This window comes from Fulvivirga imtechensis AK7, from assembly GCF_000331535.1.
Lineage (GTDB): Bacteria > Bacteroidota > Bacteroidia > Cytophagales > Cyclobacteriaceae > Fulvivirga > Fulvivirga imtechensis.
In genome coordinates, this window is sequence record NZ_AMZN01000074.1 from 25,563 (window position 1) to 46,232 (window position 20,670).

General features: G+C 42.1%; 18 protein-coding genes. 6 read left to right on the forward strand and 12 right to left on the reverse strand.

Annotated features, from left to right (window positions below; all coding sequences use genetic code 11):
- The first annotated feature begins 43 nt into the window (after positions 1–43).
- A complete protein-coding gene (gene groL / locus C900_RS21315) occupies positions 44–1,672 on the forward strand; it encodes a chaperonin GroEL (protein WP_009582288.1) in 1,629 nt (542 codons plus the stop codon).
- A 76-nt stretch (positions 1,673–1,748) separates the two neighbouring features.
- Here groL and C900_RS21320 read toward each other — a convergent pair whose 3' ends face one another.
- The 3 genes from C900_RS21320 to C900_RS21330 form a co-directional block, all read right to left on the reverse strand.
- On the reverse strand, positions 1,749–2,135 hold the full coding sequence (locus C900_RS21320; protein WP_040497245.1) for a DUF1987 domain-containing protein: 387 nt from the start codon (positions 2,133–2,135) through the stop codon (positions 1,749–1,751).
- Between the two features lie 47 nt (positions 2,136–2,182).
- Entirely contained in the window at positions 2,183–2,731 is a 549-nt protein-coding gene (locus C900_RS21325; protein ID WP_051052945.1) for a SiaB family protein kinase, read from the reverse strand.
- 127 nt (positions 2,732–2,858) lie between these two features.
- Positions 2,859–4,613 (reverse strand): peptide MFS transporter, encoded by a 1,755-nt coding sequence (locus C900_RS21330; protein WP_009582291.1) that lies wholly within the window; start codon positions 4,611–4,613, stop codon positions 2,859–2,861.
- Between the two features lie 222 nt (positions 4,614–4,835).
- On the opposite strand from C900_RS21330, the gene pckA reads away from it, so the two are divergent.
- Positions 4,836–6,443 carry a phosphoenolpyruvate carboxykinase (ATP) gene (gene pckA, locus C900_RS21335; protein WP_009582293.1) on the forward strand — a complete coding sequence of 536 codons (1,608 nt, stop codon included), beginning with the start codon at positions 4,836–4,838 and terminating at the stop codon, positions 6,441–6,443.
- A 133-nt stretch (positions 6,444–6,576) separates the two neighbouring features.
- On the opposite strand, the gene recQ is transcribed toward pckA, so the two are convergent.
- Positions 6,577–8,748 carry a DNA helicase RecQ gene (gene recQ, locus C900_RS21340; RefSeq protein ID WP_009582294.1) on the reverse strand — a complete coding sequence of 724 codons (2,172 nt, stop codon included), beginning with the start codon at positions 8,746–8,748 and terminating at the stop codon, positions 6,577–6,579.
- Between the two features lie 162 nt (positions 8,749–8,910).
- On the opposite strand from recQ, the gene C900_RS21345 reads away from it, so the two are divergent.
- Positions 8,911–9,318: a DUF6146 family protein gene (locus tag C900_RS21345; protein WP_009582295.1), complete on the forward strand. Its 408-nt coding sequence runs from the start codon at positions 8,911–8,913 to the stop codon at positions 9,316–9,318.
- Positions 9,319–9,789: 471 nt separating this feature from the next.
- Here C900_RS21345 and C900_RS21350 read toward each other — a convergent pair whose 3' ends face one another.
- The 4 genes from C900_RS21350 to C900_RS21365 all read right to left on the reverse strand — a co-directional run bounded on the left by C900_RS21350 (position 9,790) and on the right by C900_RS21365 (position 13,483).
- On the reverse strand, positions 9,790–11,079 hold the full coding sequence (locus tag C900_RS21350) for a NupC/NupG family nucleoside CNT transporter (RefSeq protein WP_040497246.1): 1,290 nt from the start codon (positions 11,077–11,079) through the stop codon (positions 9,790–9,792).
- Positions 11,080–11,146: 67 nt separating this feature from the next.
- Complete coding sequence (locus C900_RS21355; protein WP_009582297.1) at positions 11,147–11,746, reverse strand: bifunctional nuclease family protein; 600 nt, start codon at positions 11,744–11,746, stop codon at positions 11,147–11,149.
- Between the two features lie 2 nt (positions 11,747–11,748).
- Positions 11,749–12,705, reverse strand: coding sequence for an electron transfer flavoprotein subunit alpha/FixB family protein (locus C900_RS21360; RefSeq protein ID WP_009582298.1), 957 nt, complete (start codon positions 12,703–12,705; stop codon positions 11,749–11,751).
- A 40-nt stretch (positions 12,706–12,745) separates the two neighbouring features.
- Positions 12,746–13,483 carry an electron transfer flavoprotein subunit beta/FixA family protein gene (locus C900_RS21365; RefSeq protein WP_009582299.1) on the reverse strand — a complete coding sequence of 246 codons (738 nt, stop codon included), beginning with the start codon at positions 13,481–13,483 and terminating at the stop codon, positions 12,746–12,748.
- A 93-nt stretch (positions 13,484–13,576) separates the two neighbouring features.
- On the opposite strand from C900_RS21365, the gene C900_RS21370 reads away from it, so the two are divergent.
- Positions 13,577–13,900 carry a tetratricopeptide repeat protein gene (locus C900_RS21370; protein ID WP_009582300.1) on the forward strand — a complete coding sequence of 108 codons (324 nt, stop codon included), beginning with the start codon at positions 13,577–13,579 and terminating at the stop codon, positions 13,898–13,900.
- 135 nt (positions 13,901–14,035) lie between these two features.
- Here the strand turns inward: C900_RS21370 and C900_RS21375 are convergent, their stop codons facing one another.
- From C900_RS21375 to dnaB, 3 genes are all read right to left on the reverse strand, one after another.
- Complete coding sequence (locus tag C900_RS21375) at positions 14,036–15,028, reverse strand: quinone oxidoreductase family protein (protein WP_009582301.1); 993 nt, start codon at positions 15,026–15,028, stop codon at positions 14,036–14,038.
- A 395-nt stretch (positions 15,029–15,423) separates the two neighbouring features.
- On the reverse strand, positions 15,424–15,849 hold the full coding sequence (locus C900_RS21380) for a hypothetical protein (protein WP_040497247.1): 426 nt from the start codon (positions 15,847–15,849) through the stop codon (positions 15,424–15,426).
- Between the two features lie 201 nt (positions 15,850–16,050).
- Positions 16,051–17,622, reverse strand: coding sequence for a replicative DNA helicase (gene dnaB / locus C900_RS21385; protein ID WP_009582303.1), 1,572 nt, complete (start codon positions 17,620–17,622; stop codon positions 16,051–16,053).
- Positions 17,623–17,955: 333 nt separating this feature from the next.
- Here dnaB and C900_RS21390 point away from each other — a divergent pair, with 333 nt between their 5' ends.
- Positions 17,956–19,326: a UDP-N-acetylmuramate--L-alanine ligase gene (locus C900_RS21390; RefSeq protein WP_009582304.1), complete on the forward strand. Its 1,371-nt coding sequence runs from the start codon at positions 17,956–17,958 to the stop codon at positions 19,324–19,326.
- A gap of 15 nt (positions 19,327–19,341) precedes the next feature.
- Positions 19,342–20,154: a 3'-5' exonuclease gene (locus C900_RS21395; RefSeq protein ID WP_009582305.1), complete on the forward strand. Its 813-nt coding sequence runs from the start codon at positions 19,342–19,344 to the stop codon at positions 20,152–20,154.
- A gap of 335 nt (positions 20,155–20,489) precedes the next feature.
- Here the strand turns inward: C900_RS21395 and C900_RS30435 are convergent.
- On the reverse strand, positions 20,490–20,670 hold a 181-nt coding region (locus C900_RS30435), incomplete at its 5' end, for a hypothetical protein (protein WP_221408156.1).

Consider the following 20,670-nt stretch of genomic DNA (forward strand, 5'->3'; position numbering starts at 1 on the left):
AGAATTTTAAGAACCATTCTAAAAAACAAAAAATTAGAAAACTATGGCTAAGGAAATATTATTTGATACTTCAGCTCGTGAAAAGCTAAAAAAGGGTGTTGATGCTCTGGCTAATGCTGTGAAGGTGACTTTAGGGCCTAAAGGAAGGAACGTTATCCTTGATAAAAAATTTGGTGCACCGACAGTTACTAAAGATGGTGTGTCAGTAGCTAAAGATATTGACCTGGAAGATGCAGTAGAAAACATGGGAGCACAACTTGTAAAAGAAGTAGCTTCTAAAACTGCTGATGATGCCGGTGATGGTACAACTACTGCTACTGTACTTGCTCAGGCTATCTTTTCGCACGGCCTCAAAAACGTAGCTGCAGGTGCTAACCCTATGGACCTGAAAAGAGGTATCGACAAAGCGGTTGCTTCTGTGGTGGCTGATCTGAACAAGCAATCTAAAACTATAGAGACTTCTCATGAAATAGCCCAGGTAGGTACAATCTCTGCCAATAACGATTCAGAGATCGGCAAAATGATCGCTGATGCTATGGAGAAAGTTGGTAAAGATGGTGTGATCACCGTTGAAGAAGCTAAAGGAACTGAAACTGAAGTAAAAACTGTAGAAGGTATGCAGTTTGACAGAGGTTATTTGTCTCCTTACTTTGTTACCAATACTGAAAATATGGAAGCAGAGTTGGAAAATCCTTTCATCCTGATCTACGACAAGAAGATCTCTTCAATGAAAGAGCTCCTTCCTATTCTTGAAGCTACAGCTCAAACCGGCAAACCTTTGTTGATCATCGCTGAAGATGTAGATGGGGAGGCCCTTGCTACATTGGTAGTAAATAAGATCAGAGGTGCTTTGAAAATTGCCGCTGTAAAAGCTCCTGGCTTTGGCGACAGAAGAAAAGCCATGCTTGAAGATATCGCTGTTCTAACCGGTGGTACTGTTATATCAGAGGAAAGAGGCTACAAGCTTGAAAATGCTACTCTTGATTACTTAGGTACAGCAGAAAAAATAAATATCGATAAAGATAATACCACGATCGTTAATGGTGCCGGTGAAAAATCTGCTATCGAAGCCAGAATTAAGGAGATAAAAAGCCAAATTGAGAATACTACTTCTGACTATGACAGAGAAAAGCTGCAAGAGAGACTTGCCAAGCTTTCAGGTGGTGTAGCTATCCTTTATGTAGGCGCTGCTACAGAAGTAGAAATGAAAGAAAAGAAAGACAGAGTAGATGATGCTTTACACGCTACCAGAGCTGCTGTACAGGAAGGTGTAGTTGCCGGTGGTGGTGTTGCTTTGATCAGGGCTATTGCTGCATTGGACAATGTAGAAACTGCCAATGAAGATCAGTCAACAGGTGTGAACATCGTAAGACTGTCATTAGAAGCTCCATTGAGAACTATCGTTGAAAACTCTGGTCTTGAAGGTTCTGTTATCGTTCAAAAGATCAGAGAGGGCAAGAATGACTATGGTTACAATGCTCGCGATAACAAATATGAGAATATGTTCGAAGCCGGTGTAATTGACCCTACAAAGGTTACTCGCCTTGCTTTGGAAAATGCTGCTTCAATCGCAGGTCTTCTGCTTACTACTGAGGCTGTGGTGGCTGATCTTCCAGAAGAAGACAAAGGCCATGGAATGCCTGCAGGTGGCGGAATGCCTGGTATGATGTAATATCAACAGCATCCCAACAAAAAAGGCTTCATCTTGGATGAGGCCTTTTTTTGTATCAATTACTAAAATATTGTTGCTAATCGTTATCTCCTTTTACCACTACGAGTTCTATAGGCACTTTTATTATTTTTTTAAAATCTTCTCCTGATTCCATCATATCTTCATCTTCCTCTTCATAGTGCCACTTCACATTTACCGGTTTAATTTCGTGTACCCTTTCCAGCTTTCTCAATATTTCCACCAGGCATTTTGATGAACTGGTGTTAAAGTACTCCAGATTAACGCTGAGCTTAGTCTCGTCACAAGGACTTTCTATATACTTATCAAGCCATTCGAGTAATGGTTTGTAGAACTCAATTGAGTTTTCCGGAATGGAACGGCCTGATATTTCAAATTCACCATTTTGACCATTAAAATATAACCTCGGAGTTTTAGGGGTTGGGGTCAACGTATAATTGTTCATATTAAAAAATTAAAAAATGGATTTTCATTTGTAATCTACCTTACAATTTAATCATTTGTAAAGGTAACTTCCAGTGTAAAAAAGGAAAATTTATCATCAACTTCTTCAAATCGATACGATAATTTTCTTCCTGATTTTCGTGCCAAATCCACAAGACCTAAGCCGGCACCACCCGCAGTGGAAACAATTCCAATATCAAGGATGCTTCTGTACAGCTCTCGCAACTCTTCATTATTTAATGAATTAATCATTTCTATCCGGGTTTTTATGCCCGCCACTTCGGAGTTCAATAAATAATTACCGGTAATGATCTTATAGGTATTATCAGATTCGGTCATGAACACAAACACTGCGTTACGGTCTTCTAATCGGGGGTTATTGAGGTAGTTAAAGAGATTTTGGGTAATTTCGATGAGCAGGTTGAATAGCTTTTTCTTTAGCCCTTTGGATGAATAATTATTAGTTAGCAATAACTCGATACTCTTCAGCACATGGTTAAGTTCGTGGTGAGTCAAGCTCCCAAGGTAGCTGAAAATAGTATCTTTTCGTGCAAGTTTATTATAACGCTCTTTTATATCAAAAGCACTGATATTCATTAACATAGGACTAAGTTGTAAATATAACAATAAATTAATGGAAAATGTCCATTAATTTATTATTTATTACAAAAAAAGCCCTCATACTTCATAAGGGCTCTGATTTTTACATATAAATTATCAAAAATTACACATCAGCCTGGTCCTTTCTGGAATATCCTTCATCCACTATAACCGGATCCGGAGACTTGTCTTCGGCACCATGGGTAAGGCGCTTCAAAGGTTTGAGCAGTGCAATTACCAATAGGCCAAATACCACACAGAAAATAGTAATACCTGTAAAAACTTCAAATTCACCAGCTTCAGTAGATAACACTCCCAACTCACCGGCCAACTTATTTCCAAAGCCGGTAGCAGCAAAATAAAAGCCCATCATAATAGACACATATTTGGCAGGAGCCAGTTTGGTAATGAATGACATCGCTACAGGTGACTGACACAACTCACCAATGGTATGGAACATGTAAGCCAGGATCAACCAGTACATAGCAGAGCTTCCGTCAGCCGCCCATTGTTTCGTGGCAATACTCATGAAGGTAAAGCCGAGCCCCATAATGATCACCCCCATAGCCATTTTAAACAACGAACTGGACTCCTTACCCTTCATCTTACGGTTATACCAGAAAAATGCTACCAACGTGCCCAGTGTGAAAATAAAGAAGGAGTTTACTGATTGAAACACCGTGGCCGGCACTTCATAATATCCTTCAGGAACGGTGTCCGGTGTGGTGGTAAAAATAAATGCTCTTAGCAGTAAGAATACCATCAATAGAAATGCTCCTCCTAAAAACCAGTACATGCTGACTGATTTCTTCACCTTAGACCATACTCCCCTGGCAAATATCAGCAGTATGGCAATAGCAAAGATCATATCCAGGTTAAACAGGCTTATCAGCCGGTCTGTCTTTTCTTTAGCATATATATTCATCAGGCCGCCTGCCTGTTCGAAGGCTCCCCAAAAAACGATAACTATAAAATAACTTAAAATGAGTACAACTATTCTATCCTTTTCCATGCCCTCCAGCTCGCTTAGCATCACAGCAAAAAAGCCCGCAAAAAAGGAAACACCCATAACTAAAAGACCGTAACCAATTTTGCCGTCAAACAGTAAATACCCTCCCGTCAAAAAGACTGCCAGGTTAATTGCCAGAGCAAGCTTGTTACTTATTAATTTCTGGATGTACGATGGCCCTTTCGTCTTCTCAACACCCAATGTACTCTCCTCGGTCTCCAACTCACCAACCCCTTTTAAATACCGGGTTCCCCATATGAAGAGGATTTGCCCCACTACCATACCGGCTCCCGCAAGTCCAAAGCCAAGGTGCCAGTTAACATTTTCACCAAGTGGCCCAACAGTAAGACCGGCTAAAAAAGCCCCAATGTTAATCCCAATATAAAAAATGGTAAACCCGATATCCCTTCTTTCATCTTTGGCTTTATACAAGCCGCCCACCATGGTAGAAATATTGGGTTTCAGGCCTCCTACACCTAAAATGATCAAAGTAATACCTGCATACCACGCCCAAAGAGCTTCAACAGCCAGGATACCATGACCGATACATAGCAAAATACCACCAATAATCACCATTTTCTTCTGACCAAATACCTTGTCAGCCAATATCCCTCCCGGAATAGAAGCCACGTACACAAGCATAGTATACCAGCCATAAAGTTCCAGAGCCTGACTATCAGCCCAGCCAAAACCGGGGTTTTCAGATGTAACTGCTGCGGTGAGAAATAATACAAACAATGCGCGCATACCATAATAAGAAAAGCGCTCCCACAATTCTGTGAAAAACAGGATGTATAACCCTACCGGATGACCGAATAAGTGCTTACCATTTGCAGCATGGTCAGGGTGATTAATAGATAAATTTGACATATTAAATTATTATCGTTGTTCCAAAAAATACCGCTAAAGCTAACATTGTTCATTTACATAACCAAATATAATTCCAGTGTGGGTATATTCTTGGGCAGAAAACGATTGAAAGGCATCTTGCAAACGATTGAAATATAAAAAATTCCTATTACTGCACTGAATAATTTATTATTTTTGCTCCTTTAATTTTGAAATCGACAAGGAATTAATCAAATCTTAATTATGCAAGAATTAGGGGTAAAATCAGAGAAGGCCTCAGTTGAAAAACTGGGAATCAAGAATTCTATTGCTCATTGGAACTTATCTCCTGAAAGACTGGCCGAAATATCGGTTGAGAAAGGACAGGCGGAGAGAACCAACACAGGGGCTATTTCGGTAGACACAGGAGAGTTTACCGGCCGTTCGCCTAAAGATAGATTTATAGTTAAAGATGATGTAACTGAAAATGCTGTATGGTGGGGCAACATAAATATACCTTTCGAATCAGACAAATTTGATCAGCTATATGACAAAATGGTTGATTACCTGTCAGGAAAAGAAATATATGTACGCGATGCTTATGCCTGCGCAGATCCAAAATACAGAACCAATATACGTGTAGTCAATGAATATGCATGGTCCAACCTGTTTGTTTTCAATATGTTCTTAAGACCTTCACACGAAGAGTTAAGATCTTTCGAACACGAATGGCTGGTGATCAATGCCCCAGGCTTTAAAGCTGACCCGGCAGTGGATGGAACACGCCAGCATAACTTTGCGATCCTGAACTTTAAGAAAAAAATAGCGCTTGTAGGTGGTACAGGATACACCGGTGAGATCAAAAAGGGTATATTCTCCGCCTTAAACTTTATTTTACCTCATCAGAAAAACACACTATCCATGCACTGCTCTGCCAATATAGGAGAGCAAGGTGACACCGCTGTTTTCTTTGGGCTTTCCGGTACCGGAAAAACAACATTGTCGGCTGATCCTGCAAGAAAACTTATCGGTGATGACGAGCATGGCTGGTCAAATGAAAATACGGTATTCAACTTTGAAGGTGGCTGCTACGCTAAAGTGATCGACCTTTCAGAGGAAAAAGAACCGGACATCTACAGAGCGATTAAAGATGGCGCTCTTTTGGAAAATGTAGTTATAAAAAATGGTGAAGTAGACTACCAGAACGGTTCTAAAACTGAAAACACAAGAGTAAGCTACCCGATCTACCATATTAATAATATAGCCGAGCCTTCTATCGGTAAAAACCCTAAAAACATATTCTTTCTTACTTGTGATGCATACGGGGTATTGCCTCCTATCTCTAAACTGACCCCAGGTCAGGCCGCATTCCACTTCATCTCGGGCTACACAGCAAAAGTGGCAGGTACTGAAGCTGGTATTACCGAACCCGTAACTGCTTTTTCAGCATGTTTCGGAGCTCCTTTTATGCCCCTCCATCCTACAAGCTATGCCGAAATGCTAAGCCAGAAGATGCAGGAAGCAGGTGTGAACGTTTGGCTGGTAAACACAGGGTGGTCTGGCGGACCTTACGGTATAGGAAGCAGAATGAGCCTGAAGATTACCCGTGCGCTGATTACCGCAGCCCTGAATGGTGACCTGGAAGATGTTAAGTATGAGAAACATGAAATCTTCGGACTTAACATGCCGGTAAGCTGTCCGAGCGTACCTTCTGAGGTATTGAATCCAAGAAATACCTGGAAAGACAAAGAAGCATATGATGCAAAAGCAAATGACCTGGCTAATGCATTCAATAAAAACTTCGAAAAGTTTGCAGAAAACGCAAACGATGAGATACTGGCGGCTGCGCCAAGAGCTAAAGTAAATGTATAGACCGTTAATTAACCTAAACGAAGAAGAAGGGCTGATCCGAAAGGATCGGCCTTTTTTATTGACAGTATTTCTATGCATAAAAGGGATCTTTTTAAAGCATTTTATACCGAACTCATGTAACTCGCTTAGCCTATTATTTCCGCTGCTTTTCCTCATAACGCAGGTGGTTCACAACAGTACGTATCTGTCCATATGTGATCTCATCTCTGAGCTTCTCCTTCACAGGTTTTAAAGCCAGACCGTCATTGGCTTGCACAACCGGCAAAATTTCATCAAAAACCTCCTTTGATATCAGGTCTAATACATTCAACTCTCCCGTTTGTACGAACTCATTCAGATGATTTTCCACTGTTGAAAATTTCAGATCACGCAGGTCTGCAATCTCTTCAATGGTCTTTCCCTCCCTGAACATTTTCAAAGTTTCCTTCTTGGTAGGCGCTTTCGTGTTACTTGGTTTTTTCTTTCGTTTTTTAGGTTTTTGGTGCATCTGGGAATGAATGCTGTTACCCTGACAGAAATCCACAACTGCCTTTAAAAACACAGCCCCATATTTATCCATTTTCACGGCTCCAAATCCTGAAATCTCAGCAAGATCTTCCCTACTGAGCGGTTTATACGTTGCCAGTTCCTGAAGCGTAGCATCAGAGAAGACGATGTAGGGAGGTACGTTTTCTCTTTGGGCTATTTCCATTCTTAATGCCTTCAATGTCGTGAACAGCTCCTGGTTGACAGGAATAGTCTGAACAGAGATAACCGGTTCTTCTATTTGTTTGATCATAAATAGCTGTACCTGCTCCTTTCCCTGAAGCACATTTTTACTTTTATGCGTCAGCTTGAGAACAGGATACTTTCCATCATCTTTAGCCAGGTAGTTGAGGTGGATCAGGTCTTTGATATAATGGTTCCATTCTTCTTTCCCAATATCTGCTCCTACACCATATGTCTTCAGGCTTTTATGCTTATCCCAGATCTTCGCGGATTTTGATCCACGTAAAAAGTCAATAACATACCCTGTTCCGAAGCGTTCCTCCAAGCGGGTAACGGCTGACAATACTTTCTGGGCGATAACTGTGCCATCGAATTTTTCCTCCTCGCTGAGGCAAACATCGCAGCTACCGCATTCATCAGCAGCCTCCTCATCAAAATAGTTAAGCAGGTATTTTCTCCGGCATGTTCTCAATTCTCCATATTCAGCCATTTCATTAAGTTTCTTCAGCATAATTTCCGATTGCTGAGTATTCCCCTCCACCTCGACAAAGCTCTTCAGCTTTTTCACGTCTGCATAGCTGTAAAACAACAGCGCTTCGCTCTTCAATCCATCACGACCTGCCCTACCGGTTTCCTGATAGTAACCCTCTATATTTTTAGGAAGGTCCATATGTACCACAAAGCGTACGTTAGATTTGTCGATACCCATACCAAAGGCAATGGTAGCTGTGATGATCTTTATTTGATCTTTGATGAAGAGGTCCTGGTGTTTATCCCTAACATCCCTGTCGAGTCCTGCATGATAGGGCCTGGCATCATATCCATCAGCTATAAGTTGTTCTGCCAGGCTCTCTGCAGATGCCCGTGACAGTGTATATATAATGCCTGTGTCATCTTTGTGCTTATTTAAAAATTGGAGCAGTTGATCATAGCTCCTTCTCTTTGGAGATACGAAATAATAAATATTCTCACGGTTGAAGCTGGATACAAATTTCTTCGGGTTGTGAAGCTTGAGCTGTTGCAAAATATCATCTTGCGTCAGTTTATCTGCGGTAGCGGTAAGCGCCACTACAGGGACTTCAGGAAACACACTTTTAAGAGTCGCCAGTTGAGTATATTCAGGCCTGAAATCATGCCCCCACTGCGAGATACAATGGGCTTCATCAATGGCAATCATAGACAGCTTTGCCTGGTCTTTCAAAAAGTTAATGAATCCTTTATCACCAGACACCAGGCGCTCCGGAGCCAGGTACAACAATTTCAACCGGTTATCTCTCAACAGCCTCATTACTTCCGCCTGCTCCTGTTGCGATAGACTTGAATTCAGATATGCTGCAGAGATACCATTTAATCGCAACGCATCCACCTGGTCTTTCATTAGGGCTATCAATGGCGATATCACTATGGTTACTCCTTCAAAAATTAAAGCCGGAACCTGGTAGCACAATGATTTTCCTCCACCGGTAGGCATGAGTACAAGTGCATCCCTACCCTCTAATATGTGATGAATGATCTCCTTTTGTTGATGTCTGAAGCTATCGTAGCCAAAATGCTTTTTAAGTATATCGGTTGGAGTAGTATCGACTAAATTCGTCATGAGAGGAAAGTGGCTTTGAAAAATTAACAAAAGACCAAAATAATCAAAATAAAATTAAAATAATTTATTTAAGGATTTTTTCAATCAGTACCACCTGACAAATTCCAATCAGATATAACAAGTAGCAACGAATTTTGTTTTAGTATAAAGCAAGGAGGTGATATGAAAGCAACAATGGTGTTTCTATTATTTTTTGCTCTTATTAGCTGCCGGTCATCTTACACCAGCATGGAGGACAAGCCAAAAGGTTCTAATATAGTTGAGAGCAAAAATGGCGAAGAATATGAATTGATCATAATAGACCCCGGGTTTGACCGATGGTTTGTATCGAATAGAAGGCCTGTCAATTTTCACGAGCTTTCATTCTATGAAAATCAAAACCAGCGCTATGTGCAGGCCTGGAATGAAAAAGTCAGCCAGCAGGGCCTGTACGGCCCCAATTCCCCATTCGAAAACAGGATTGACTATGATCCTGCAAAAGCTTATGGATTGGAGCTAAATTACAAATTATACTATTATTTCAAATACATCGAGGACGTATATGGTAATCGATATAATTTTCCTATGTAGACTAACGTGAAATTCGACATAGAAGAACCGATAGAGGTATGCATATCAGAAAACAGAGCCAAAATACCTCTTTTTAAGGTCATTCTGCCTGCCCCTGAATTTAGTATTGAGATATTAGTATTGAGTATTAATACTAGAGTATCTCATTTTATAGTTCGTATTGCCGTTCTTCTACGCAATACTCTCGACTCAGTATTCATGACTTTTGCCAACTGCCGACAATTAAAACTTGTGAGGATGACTGAGTATATTAAATCGAACTCACGTTAAACCCGAGTTATGCAATAGAAATCTATTCCGCGTCAAAACTGGCAGTAATCTAAGCATCCCGTCATTCGCCGGGACAGGCATTACTCAAATTTTGCTACTCACCATAGCGGTGCTATGCCTCCGTTGCAAAATTCTGCGTGAGCACTTATCTCACAGCCACTTTGTCGCTCATCACGAAGTCTATTGCATAACTCGGGTAAACTAACCAAAAAGCGCTCCGGCTATAGTAGCTGTCATCATAGTAGCCAATGTAGCTGCAAACAGGGCCCGCATGCCTAGCCGTGACAAGTCACTTTGTCTGTTTGGCGCCATACCCCCTATTCCACCGATCTGAATGGCAATAGAGCTGAAATTGGCAAAGCCGCACAATGCATAGGTAGCAATTACAATTGATTTTTCACTCAGCAATCCGGCTCCTTTAAGATCAGCCAGGCTTAAGTACGCTACAAATTCGTTGATCACAATCTTTTGACCCAGCAAGCTACCTACACGGATTGTTTCATCCCAACTTACTCCCATAGCGAAAGCAAACAGCCTGAATATCTGTCCAAGAATGTATTCAAGAGAGAACCCCTGAAACGTTCCGTTGGTACTGGCTACCACATAGTCGTTGAGTCCGGTCCATGAGCCAATACCATCCACAAGTATCCAATTCAATGCATAAATAATGGCAATAAAAGCCAGTAGCATCCCCCCGATATTAAGTGCCAGTTTCAAACCGTCAGCAGCTCCTCGTGCAAGAGCATCAACGAGGTTGACCCCAAGATTTTCTTTATTCACTTTCAGGTCTGTATCTATTTCCTCAGGGTGGGTTTCAGGCATTACTATTTTTGCTAAAACAATTGCTGCGGGAGCGTTCATTATAGAAGCACTGAGCAGGTATGCAGCATATTTGGCCCGTTCCACAGGATCATCTCCCCCTAAAAAAGCTACGTAGCCGGCCAGAACACCTCCGGCAATGGTAGCCATACCACCGGTCATAAGGCACATCAATTCAGAGGTCGTCATATTCTTCACGAAAGGTCGTACCAGCAATGGCGCTTCGGTCTGACCAAGAAATATGTTGCCTGCTGCCGATAAGCTTTCGGCTCCTGACAGGCGCATGGTGCGGGCCATTATCCATGCTATACCATAGACGATCTTCTGCAGGATACCGAGGTAGTATAGTCCCGCAGAAACAGTAGAGAAGAAGATTACCGTAGGGAGTACCTGAAAAGCGAAAATAAACCCAAACTTATCTGTTGTTACAAGGTCTCCAAAAAGGAATGCCGCACCATTACTTGAAAAGCTCAGGAAGGTTACAAATTTATCACTGATCCAGTCGAAGGCGGTGGTCACAAGACCAACCTTAGTGATAAGCAGGGCAAAAATGATCTGGAGGGTAACGCCAATACCCACAAGACGCCAGTCTATTGCTTTTTTATTTTTTGAAAAAAGGAAAGCTATACCTATCAGAACAGCCAACCCTATTAGTCCACGTAAGTAATCCATTGGTGTGTCAGAAAGCAAAAAGGCCTTTCTATTCACCTAGAAAGGCCTTTTGTGCTTGTTATAAAATTTAGTTTCTACGGCTCAATTCATCTCTGATCTTAGCGGCTTTCTCATAATCTTCCTTTTCAATGGCATCATTGAGAAGTTCGTTAAGCTTATCGACAGAGAAGTTTTTCAGATCGTCACTTTTCGCTCCGGACTTTTTAGTCGATGATTTTATCTCGCTTTTTATTTCGGCAATATCGTCTTCCGATTCATCAGTAAGAACGATACCCGCCTCCGCTAATATCGATTCATAAGTATAGATCGGTGAATCAAACCTTAGTCCAATGGCAATTGCATCTGATGGCCGGGCGTCAATTTCTACCTCTTTGGTGCCATTGCTGCACACAATCTTGGCAAAAAATACGCCCTCCTTAAGATCTGAAATGACAATTTCCTCAACCTTATAATCAAAGCTTTGTGCAAAAGACTTGAAAAGGTCGTGCGTCATTGGCCTGTTAGGTATTATCTTTTCGATCTCTATAGCAATGGCCTGAGCCTCGAACATACCGATGATAATAGGCAATCTCCTACTACCCTCGGTTTCTCCCAGTACAAGGGCAAATGACCCTGATTGAGACTGACTTGATGAAAGTCCTAGTATTTCTAATTTTATCTTGTCCAAAATTACTTAGCTGCTCTTAATGCTTCCGTTAACTTAGGTACTATTTCAAAGGCATCCCCTACAATGCCATAATCTGCCGCCTTAAAGAAAGGCGCTTCGGGGTCTTTGTTTATAACAACAATATATTTAGAAGAGTTAACACCGGCTAAATGTTGAATGGCACCGGAAATTCCAATTGCAATATACAACTGAGGACTTACCTTAACACCGGTTTGTCCTACGTGTTCATGGTGAGGTCTCCATCCCATATCAGAAACGGGCTTACTGCAACCTGTAGCTGCTCCAAGCTCTTTTGCCAACTCCTCTACCATACCCCAATTTTCAGGCCCTTTTAATCCACGGCCACCTGACACTACTATTTCTGCTTCAGGCAACAGCACTTCACCTGTAGCTTTATCCGTATTGGTGATCTTAGCACCAAAATCGTTATCACTAATGGTTACTTTATATTTCTCAACGGCAGCGCTTCCACCTGTTTCCTTTACTTCCGCTGCATTCTTTTTTATAGCTAATATCTTTTTATTTTTGGTAAGCTCCACAACAGCAAATGCCTTACCTGTATAAATGCTTCTCTTTACTTTAAACCCGCCGGAAGTATCAGGCAAGTCTGTAACGTTAGACACCAGGCTGGCGTCTACCTTAACGGAAACTCTCGCAGATACGGGGTTACCCAAAGATGAGTTGGCCAACACCAGCACCTCTGCACCGGTGTCTTCCATGGCTTTGGCAATTACTGCTGCATACGCCTGGATCACGCCCTGGTTTAAACGCTCATCATCAGCATGAAGGACTTTCGAAGCTCCGTATTTTCCCAGACCTTCCAGTTCGGAATTTTCTATATTGTTACCTAAGGCTATTGCTGTTACATCGCCCCCCATAGCCGCTGCATATGCCACAGCCTCAATAGAGGTTTTCTTTACCTGGCCCTCGGAACTTTCTACAAAAACTAATATTGACATTTGATATATTTTCTTTGTGGTTTAGTACTTGATTTCGGTTTTACAAAACTTTTGCCTCGTTTTTCAAGAGACCTACCAGCTCACCTACATTTTCTGCATCTATCATTTTCACATCACCTTTTGCAGGTGGGCGCTCGAATTTCTGCAGTTTGGTATTTGTAGCATCTCCTGAGGGCTCAACAACCTTCAATGGCTTGGTTCTGGCAGACATAATACCGCGCATGTTAGGTATTTTCCACTCAGCGATAGGCTCCTGACAGCCCGCCACCAAAGGGAGTTTCACTTCAAGATACTCCTTACCCCCCTCTATCTCTCTTGCCATTTTAGCGGTATCGCCTTCGATATCCAGCGTCATCACAGGTGAGATAGATGGCAAGCCCAGTATTTCACCTACAATACCATGCACCATACCACCGTTGAAATCTATTGACTCTCGTCCCATTAAAATTAAATCATATCCACCATCTTTTGCTACATTGGCTATTTGTTCTGCCACAAAAAATGAATCCCCGGGTTCGGCATTCACTCTTATCGCTTCATCGGCACCAATAGCCAGGGCTTTACGAATAGTAGGCTCAGTTTCTGCACCTCCCACGTTGAGCACTGTAATAGACCCACCTTGCTGTTCTTTTAACTCCACGGCTCTGGCCAATGCGTAATCGTCATAAGGGCCAATGATAAACTGAACGCCAGTAGTGTCAAACTTTGTATCACCATCGGTGAAAGAGATACGGGAGGTCGTATCAGGTACATGTGTTATACAAACTAATATTTTCATTTAAAATTGGAACTATTTTATTGGTTCTTTAATTACCTATTATTTTTGCCGTGAAGATAATGAATAATGGAGCAAATAAAAATTGTATCATAAATGAATTCGTCCCGATTAAATCAACTCCTGAAATTTCTTCAGGAAGATCCTAATGACCCTTTTACCATCTATGCCCTTGCTACGGAATATAAAACCCATGATGCTTCAAAATCACGCATGTACTTCGAAAAGCTATTAAAGGATCATCCGGACTACCTGCCCACTTACTATCATGTTGCGCAACTCTACATGGCGCTTGGTCTTAAACAACAAGCCGAAGAATCCTTCCTTAAGGGAATCGACCTGGCAAAAACGCAAAACAACAGCCTGGCTCTTCGCGAACTTCAAAACGCTTACAACGAATTTTTGTTCGATGATGAGTAGATAAACCTCACAAAAAAATATACTCCGGCCTCTCAATCTATAGCTGATCTATTATTGATTAATTATACTAATATTTTTAGCAATTCATTTTATAAACATTTGTAAATCAGAATAATTAAAATAAACTTATTGAAGTTAAAATTTAACTACTATTTTACCGGTTTTGGTGGTTTTGGCTATGGTATCAAAAGCTGACGTTATATCCTCAAAGGGTCTTACTGAATCGATCAGCGGCTCAACCTTTTTCTCCGAAACAAAGTCGATCATTTCTTTAAATTCCTCATCGTTGCCCATGGTGGATCCTTGCAAGGTAAGTTGGTTCCAAAACATTCTATACAGGTCTAATGAGCCCGGCAGTCCATTGGTAGCCCCATAAAAAACTATCCTTCCCCCTGGTCGCATTATCTTAATAAAGTTGTTGATCTGATCGCCACCCGCACTGTCAATAACCACATCGAAACCGCCTTTGGTCTGCCACGGATTTTTATACCAGTCTTTTTCGACATAATTGAATGCCCCTGCTGCTCCCATTTTCAAAGCAGTGTCTAACTTATCCTGTTTACCTGAGGTAACAAATACGTTGGCTCCGGCTGCTAATGCAAATTGAAAAGCAAACTGCGCCACACCCCCTCCGAATCCGGAGATCAAAACATTCTCTCCACCCCTGATCCTCCCGTGATGGAAACATGCCCGAAAGGCGGTCAGTCCACCCAATGGGAGAGCAGCAGCCTGCTCAGGGGTGAGGTGTTTGGGTACCTCATGAATACGACCGTCCTCTACGGCTATATACTCAGCAAAAGTGCCATGCGATGGCATACCAAGAATGGAATACTCCCGCGACTGCACAGCAGGATTACTTCCCCAATTCATATTAGGATTAATCACAACATTTTTACCTTTCCATGTACCATTAGCCTCAGTTGCTACCTCCACCACTTCCCCTACTCCATCAGATCCCAGCACACAGTTCATTTGGATATTTGGATATTTTCCTTCCCTGATAAATTGATCGCGCTTGTTGAGTGCGGCTGCCTTCAATTTGATTAATACTTGCGATCCTGTGATCTTAGGTCGTTCAAGATCTACTATCTCAATACGTCCCGGTGCTGTTAATACGAGTCCTTTCATTTGTATGTAATTTGATTTTCAATGGCCATAACCTAAGTTTATGCTCATTTCATGGGTGTGTTGTTTGTTTTATGGTCACCACTGATCGTAAACTTCTTTTACTATTTCCATATGCTCCACTATAAGAGGAAGTCCGAAAATTAAATTTAGAGATAAGACCTGAAATATCATTGTTGCGCATCAGAAAATTGAAAGCAACAGGTAAAGAAAAAGGGCTACTCGCATATTACCACGGTAGCCCTTGCTTAATTTAGTGTTTGTAAGAAAACTCTAAGTGGCTTTTAGAAAACGTTCCCGCCAAAAAGCGGAGCGTACTGGGGTACGTGAGCATTTTTGGGGCGAGCATAACGCAGACATTGACGTTTTCTTAGAGACACTAATTACTTTAAAGATCGTCAATAATCATCGTCTTCCATACCATCATCCTTCTCATGTCTGGTATCTGTTTGCCAGCGGAGACGCATCTCATTATACCACTGGTTTTTCACAGTCTGAAGTTTGGCATACTGATTGGCATCAAGCACATCTTCCAACTCTTCCATTTGTTCATTCCAGTTTTCTTCCAGCTCTTCCCATTTATTCTCAGCGCTTTCCTCTTCCATGAAAACTTCTTCCCGCTTTTCCACATATTTGTGGTTAATCTCCCTCACATCTTCCAACTGGTCGCCATTGAGGCTTAGGTTCGCTTTCATCCACTCGGTCTGTTCAGAGGCTGTCTCCTCCACTCTTTGCTCCATCTGGTCCTTCATATCGCTTTTATTCTGTGCTATAAGTAGCATTGGAAGGAGCAATGCCATTAGCATCAATCTTATTTTTTTCATAACTCACTTAGTAGTTTGGTTTAACACCGTAAGTGAGTACAAATGGGATACCGAAGGGGTGTTTATAGTTCTGAGTTCTCAGTTCTGAGTTCTGAGTTCTGAGTTCTGAGTTCTCTGTTCAGGTTTTCTGTTCTCGGTTCTCAGTTTATCGGTTTTCAGAAGTGTGTGATCAACCAGTGACCAGTGACCAGAAACCAGTGACTAGAACGGAGCGTCCTCTTCTTCATCGGGTGCATCATATCCAAAGGAAGGACCGGCATTGCCTTTATCTTCGTTCAGCCTGCTGCTCAATGTGATGGTGCCGGGATTATCGTCAAACTCAGATGGAATACCTCCGCCACCGGGGAAATCGCCACCGAAGCCTCCTGTGTCGAGGTCGCCAAACTTAGTGAACTTACCAATGAATTTGAGTTGTACATTTTCAAGAGAACCATTCCTGTGCTTGGCAATGATCACCTCTCCAGTGCCTATGGTAGGCATTCCACTTTCATCTTCCGTGATACCGTAGTATTCCGGACGGTACAGGAACATCACCATATCAGCATCCTGCTCAATAGATCCGGATTCCCTAAGGTCAGACAACTGCGGCCTCTTATCGCCTCCCCTGGTTTCCACTGCCCGGCTTAACTGGGAAAGGGCGAGTACGGGCACGTCAAGCTCTTTGGCAATCCCTTTTAACGCCCGTGAGATCGATGCGATTTCCTGCTCACGATTGCCACCTCCTTTGGAGCTGTCCCCGCTCATCAACTGCAGGTAGTCAATTACTATCAACTGTACATCGTGCTGTGCTTTCAACCTTCTACACTTGGCACGGAGCTCCAGGATAGACAATGCAGGAGTATCATCGATGAAAATCGGGGCATTACTCAGCTTGGTAGTTTTATGGATAAGCTGCTGCCATTCGTAGTCTGCAAGATTTCCTTTCTTGATCTTCTCACTTTCCAGTTCCGCTTCTGCGGAGATTAGTCTGTTGACCAACTGAACAGAGGACATCTCCAAAGAAAATATGGCCACTGCATGGTTGAAATCTACCGCGGCATTACGGAGTGCAGAAACCACAAAGGCCGTTTTACCCATACCAGGTCGAGCAGCAATAATAACGAGATCCGACTTTTGCCATCCTGAGGTAACTCGATCAAGAGCAGAAAATCCACTGGGAATACCTGTAAGACCATCTTTATGGTTCTTGCGTTCCTCTAACTCCTGGATAGCCTGCGCCATCAGAGAGCGCATATTGTCATAATTTTTCCTGATGTTAGCCTCTGAAATCTCAAAAAGTGACTGCTCCGTTTTGTCCAACAGTTGAAATACATCGGTAGTATCTTCATAGGCATCGTGATGGATCTCAGAAGCCACGCGGATCAACTCACGCTTGATCGCCATCTCTGTTACTATCCTGGCGTGATACTCTACGTTAGCGGCAGAACTCACTTTTGAGGTAAGCTCAGCTATGTAATATGCACCACCAGCCATTTCGAGCTTTCCATTCTTTCGAAGCTGGTTGGCCACTGTACGCATATCCACCGGCTCAGAGTTGTTGAAGAGTTCAACTATAGCTGTATAAATTTCTTTGTGAGCATCGGAATAGAAGCTTCCAGGCTTGAGAATATCAATAACAGTGGATAGCGCATCTTTCTCAAGCATAAGGGCGCCTAAAACAGCCTCTTCCAAATCGATCGCCTGAGGTGGTAACTTGCCTAATCCATCGGTAATATCCCTGGATAATCTGCTAGACTTATGACCTACCCTCAATGACGATGACTTGTTTTCCATGTAGTGGTTATTGATTAACTGAATGACGCTCCAAACGTAAAAATAAAATCGGGCACTAGCAATTCAGGTGGATTCCAACGCCTGCATAAAGCCCATCAACAAAAAACATTTACCTGTGCAGAATATACCAAAAAAATCGCTAAAGATTAAACAGGTTTTCCACATTATCCACATTTTCTATCCACAAAGCATCACCATTTTTGTGGAAAAATCAATAGGTCATCCACAAAATAGTTGTTTATACACATAATTATTAACAGTGGCTAAAGAAGTTAAATTGTCTCTCCATTTTATTTTTTTTATCTTAATTTTGAAGCTTAATTAAGCTACTAAATGAATAACACTGCCAAAAACATACACTTCATTGCCATTGGAGGTAGTATTATGCACAATCTGGCCATTGCTTTACATAAAAAGGGCTATAACATCAGCGGTTCGGATGATGAGATCTTTGAACCATCACTTAGTAAATTATCAAAATACGGGCTTCTCCCTCAGAAGGAAGGGTGGGAGCCGGATAAAATACATCAGGGTCTGGATGCAGTGATCCTGGGCATGCATGCCAGAAAGGATAACCCTGAACTATTGCGAGCCAGGGAAATGGGGATAAAGATATATTCGTTCCCCGATTATCTGTATGAACAGTCGCTGGACAAGCAGCGAATAGTAATAGCGGGCAGCCATGGAAAAACAACCATTACTTCCATCATCATCCACGTGTTAAAATTCTTCAACAGAAAGTTTGATTTCGCTGTTGGCGCTCAGCTTGAAGGTTTTGAAACAATGGTAGAGCTATCAGATGACGCTCCAGTAATTATTATCGAAGGTGATGAGTATTTATCCTCACCAATTGATGACAGTCCGAAATTCCTAAAGTATCATCACCACATTGGCCTCATTAGTGGCGTGGCATGGGATCATATCAATGTATTCCCCTCGGAGGAAAAATATGTCAGGCAGTTTGATAAGTTCGCAGATGCAACACCAAAGGGAGGAACCCTGGTGTATTGTGAAGAAGATCCTCTGGCCACCGTTATCGGTAGTAAAGAGCGCCCCGATGTGCTGAATGTAACTTATAAAACCCATCCTTTCACCATTGAGAACGGCACTACGTTCCTGACTAATGGCAACGACAGTATACCTATCAGGCTTTTCGGGAAGCATAACCTGCAAAACATTAATGGTGCACGAGAAGTATTGAAAAAAATTGGCATATCCGATGACCAGTTCTATGAGGCTATCCAGAACTTCGAAGGAGCATCCAAACGATTAGAATATGTATATGAAAATGAGTCCACGGCCATCATAAAGGATTATGCTCATGCGCCTTCCAAGGTAAGGGCAACCACTTTGGCGGTGAAAGAGCAGTACCCTGAAAGGGATTTGGTGGCATGCCTCGAGCTTCATACGTTCAGCAGCCTCAATAAAGATTTCCTGAAGCAATACAATGGCACTATGAAATATGCCAACGTTGGTGTTATTTATTATAATCCTCAGACGTTGGAACACAAGAGGCTTGAACCAATTACACCCAACGATATCAAAAAAGGCTTTGGAGATGAACACTTGAATGTGTTTGATGACGCCTCAGAGATGGTAGCGTTCCTCAAAAAACAAGAATGGGACGAAAAAAACCTACTACTGATGAGCTCCGGAACATTTAACAATCTTGATTTCGAAAAATTAAAAGATACATTAAAATAACTCCAAATTATTGTCATGACTTTAAATCTCAAAAACCCTCTTACTTTCTTCGACCTGGAAACAACAGGCACCAATATTGTCAAAGACAGAATTGTTGAGTTATCGGTAGTGAAGGTAATGCCCAATGGTGAGAACATTACCAAGACTACTAAAATAAATCCCACCATTCCTATACCTGCTGAAACCAGTGTTATTCACGGTATCTATGATGAAGATATAAAAGAGGCGCCTACCTTTAAAAATATTGCCAAAAGCCTGGCGAAATTTCTCGAGGGTTCCGATCTGGCGGGCTTTAACATATTGAAGTTTGATGTACCAATGCTGGTTGAGGAGTTCTTACGTGCCGGTGTGGATTTTGATGTGAGCAAGCGCAAGCTCATCGATGCGCAAAAGATATTCCACATGATGGAGAAAAGAACCTTATCAGCCGCTTATAAATTCTATTGCGACAAATGCCTTGACGGAGCTCATAGCGCCGAAGTAGATACGCTGGCCACCTTTGAAGTGTTAAAAGCGCAGGTAGCCAAATACGAAGGCCAGGAAGTCGAGGATAACCTCGGTAATAAAATTGGTATCATCAAAAATGACATGCAGATATTGCATGAGCTTACTGCCTCCAATATGGTAGATCTCGCTGGCCGCATCGTGCTTAATAGTGATGGTGTTGAGTGCTTTAACTTCGGAAAGCACCGAAACACCCCTGTTACCACTGTTTTTGAAAAGGAGCCTTCATACTATGACTGGATGATGAATGGGGAATTTCCCCAGGATACCAAGAGAAGGCTTACGGAGATCAAGCTGAGGGTTTTCAGCAGGATAAAGAAATAAATTCTATTCTGGCGCGGAAGTTACTTCCGTGCTTACCTGCAACATTTTTTTTCTGATCTTCTTTTGCTACCTATTTTCATGCATCCGGTAATGAATTTGCTTAGTGGATATGTGTCATGGAAGTGACTTCATCGGTAGTTGGAGCCAGGTGGGGGTCACGGAAGTAACTGTCGAGTAGGAACGAGGAATTTCACCTCGCCCCTCTCACAGAATCGTACGTGATGGTCTCCCATCATACGGCTCTTCAAGTTCCTGCAACCATTTCAGGTTGCGGTTTTCAGTGGTTCCTCCCATTTGCATAGTTGACCATAGATACCCTGAACTTGTCAGCCCCTTCACTCCGGTTTCATTACAAAACCTTCACTAATACGGTCTGATCCGCCACCCTTGGTTGCTTTGGTAATCGACTTGCGGATTCTCCGCTTGTAATTTCCCTTTAACATCAACCAAGGGCTTCCTGCGTTCCACAAATAAGCCCGGATAAAAGTCATGCCTTCTAAACAACGGCTGCCACAT

Excerpts from the sequence above, each read along its gene's own strand:
- C900_RS21325 (WP_051052945.1), bottom strand. The coding sequence starts at position 2,731 with ATGAATATCAGTGCTTTTGATATAAAAGAGCGTTATAATAAACTTGCA.
- groL (WP_009582288.1), top strand. The coding sequence starts at position 44 with ATGGCTAAGGAAATATTATTTGATACTTCAGCTCGTGAAAAGCTAAAA.
- C900_RS21320 (WP_040497245.1), bottom strand. The coding sequence starts at position 2,135 with ATGAACAATTATACGTTGACCCCAACCCCTAAAACTCCGAGGTTATAT.
- C900_RS21380 (WP_040497247.1), bottom strand. The coding sequence starts at position 15,849 with ATGAAAAAAATAAGATTGATGCTAATGGCATTGCTCCTTCCAATGCTA.
- C900_RS21365 (WP_009582299.1), bottom strand. The coding sequence starts at position 13,483 with ATGAAAATATTAGTTTGTATAACACATGTACCTGATACGACCTCCCGT.
- C900_RS21345 (WP_009582295.1), top strand. The coding sequence starts at position 8,911 with ATGAAAGCAACAATGGTGTTTCTATTATTTTTTGCTCTTATTAGCTGC.
- C900_RS21360 (WP_009582298.1), bottom strand. The coding sequence starts at position 12,705 with ATGTCAATATTAGTTTTTGTAGAAAGTTCCGAGGGCCAGGTAAAGAAA.
- dnaB (WP_009582303.1), bottom strand. The coding sequence starts at position 17,622 with ATGGAAAACAAGTCATCGTCATTGAGGGTAGGTCATAAGTCTAGCAGA.
- C900_RS21350 (WP_040497246.1), bottom strand. The coding sequence starts at position 11,079 with ATGGATTACTTACGTGGACTAATAGGGTTGGCTGTTCTGATAGGTATA.
- C900_RS21330 (WP_009582291.1), bottom strand. The coding sequence starts at position 4,613 with ATGTCAAATTTATCTATTAATCACCCTGACCATGCTGCAAATGGTAAG.
- C900_RS21395 (WP_009582305.1), top strand. The coding sequence starts at position 19,342 with ATGACTTTAAATCTCAAAAACCCTCTTACTTTCTTCGACCTGGAAACA.
- pckA (WP_009582293.1), top strand. The coding sequence starts at position 4,836 with ATGCAAGAATTAGGGGTAAAATCAGAGAAGGCCTCAGTTGAAAAACTG.
- C900_RS21370 (WP_009582300.1), top strand. The coding sequence starts at position 13,577 with ATGAATTCGTCCCGATTAAATCAACTCCTGAAATTTCTTCAGGAAGAT.
- C900_RS21375 (WP_009582301.1), bottom strand. The coding sequence starts at position 15,028 with ATGAAAGGACTCGTATTAACAGCACCGGGACGTATTGAGATAGTAGAT.
- C900_RS21390 (WP_009582304.1), top strand. The coding sequence starts at position 17,956 with ATGAATAACACTGCCAAAAACATACACTTCATTGCCATTGGAGGTAGT.
- recQ (WP_009582294.1), bottom strand. The coding sequence starts at position 8,748 with ATGACGAATTTAGTCGATACTACTCCAACCGATATACTTAAAAAGCAT.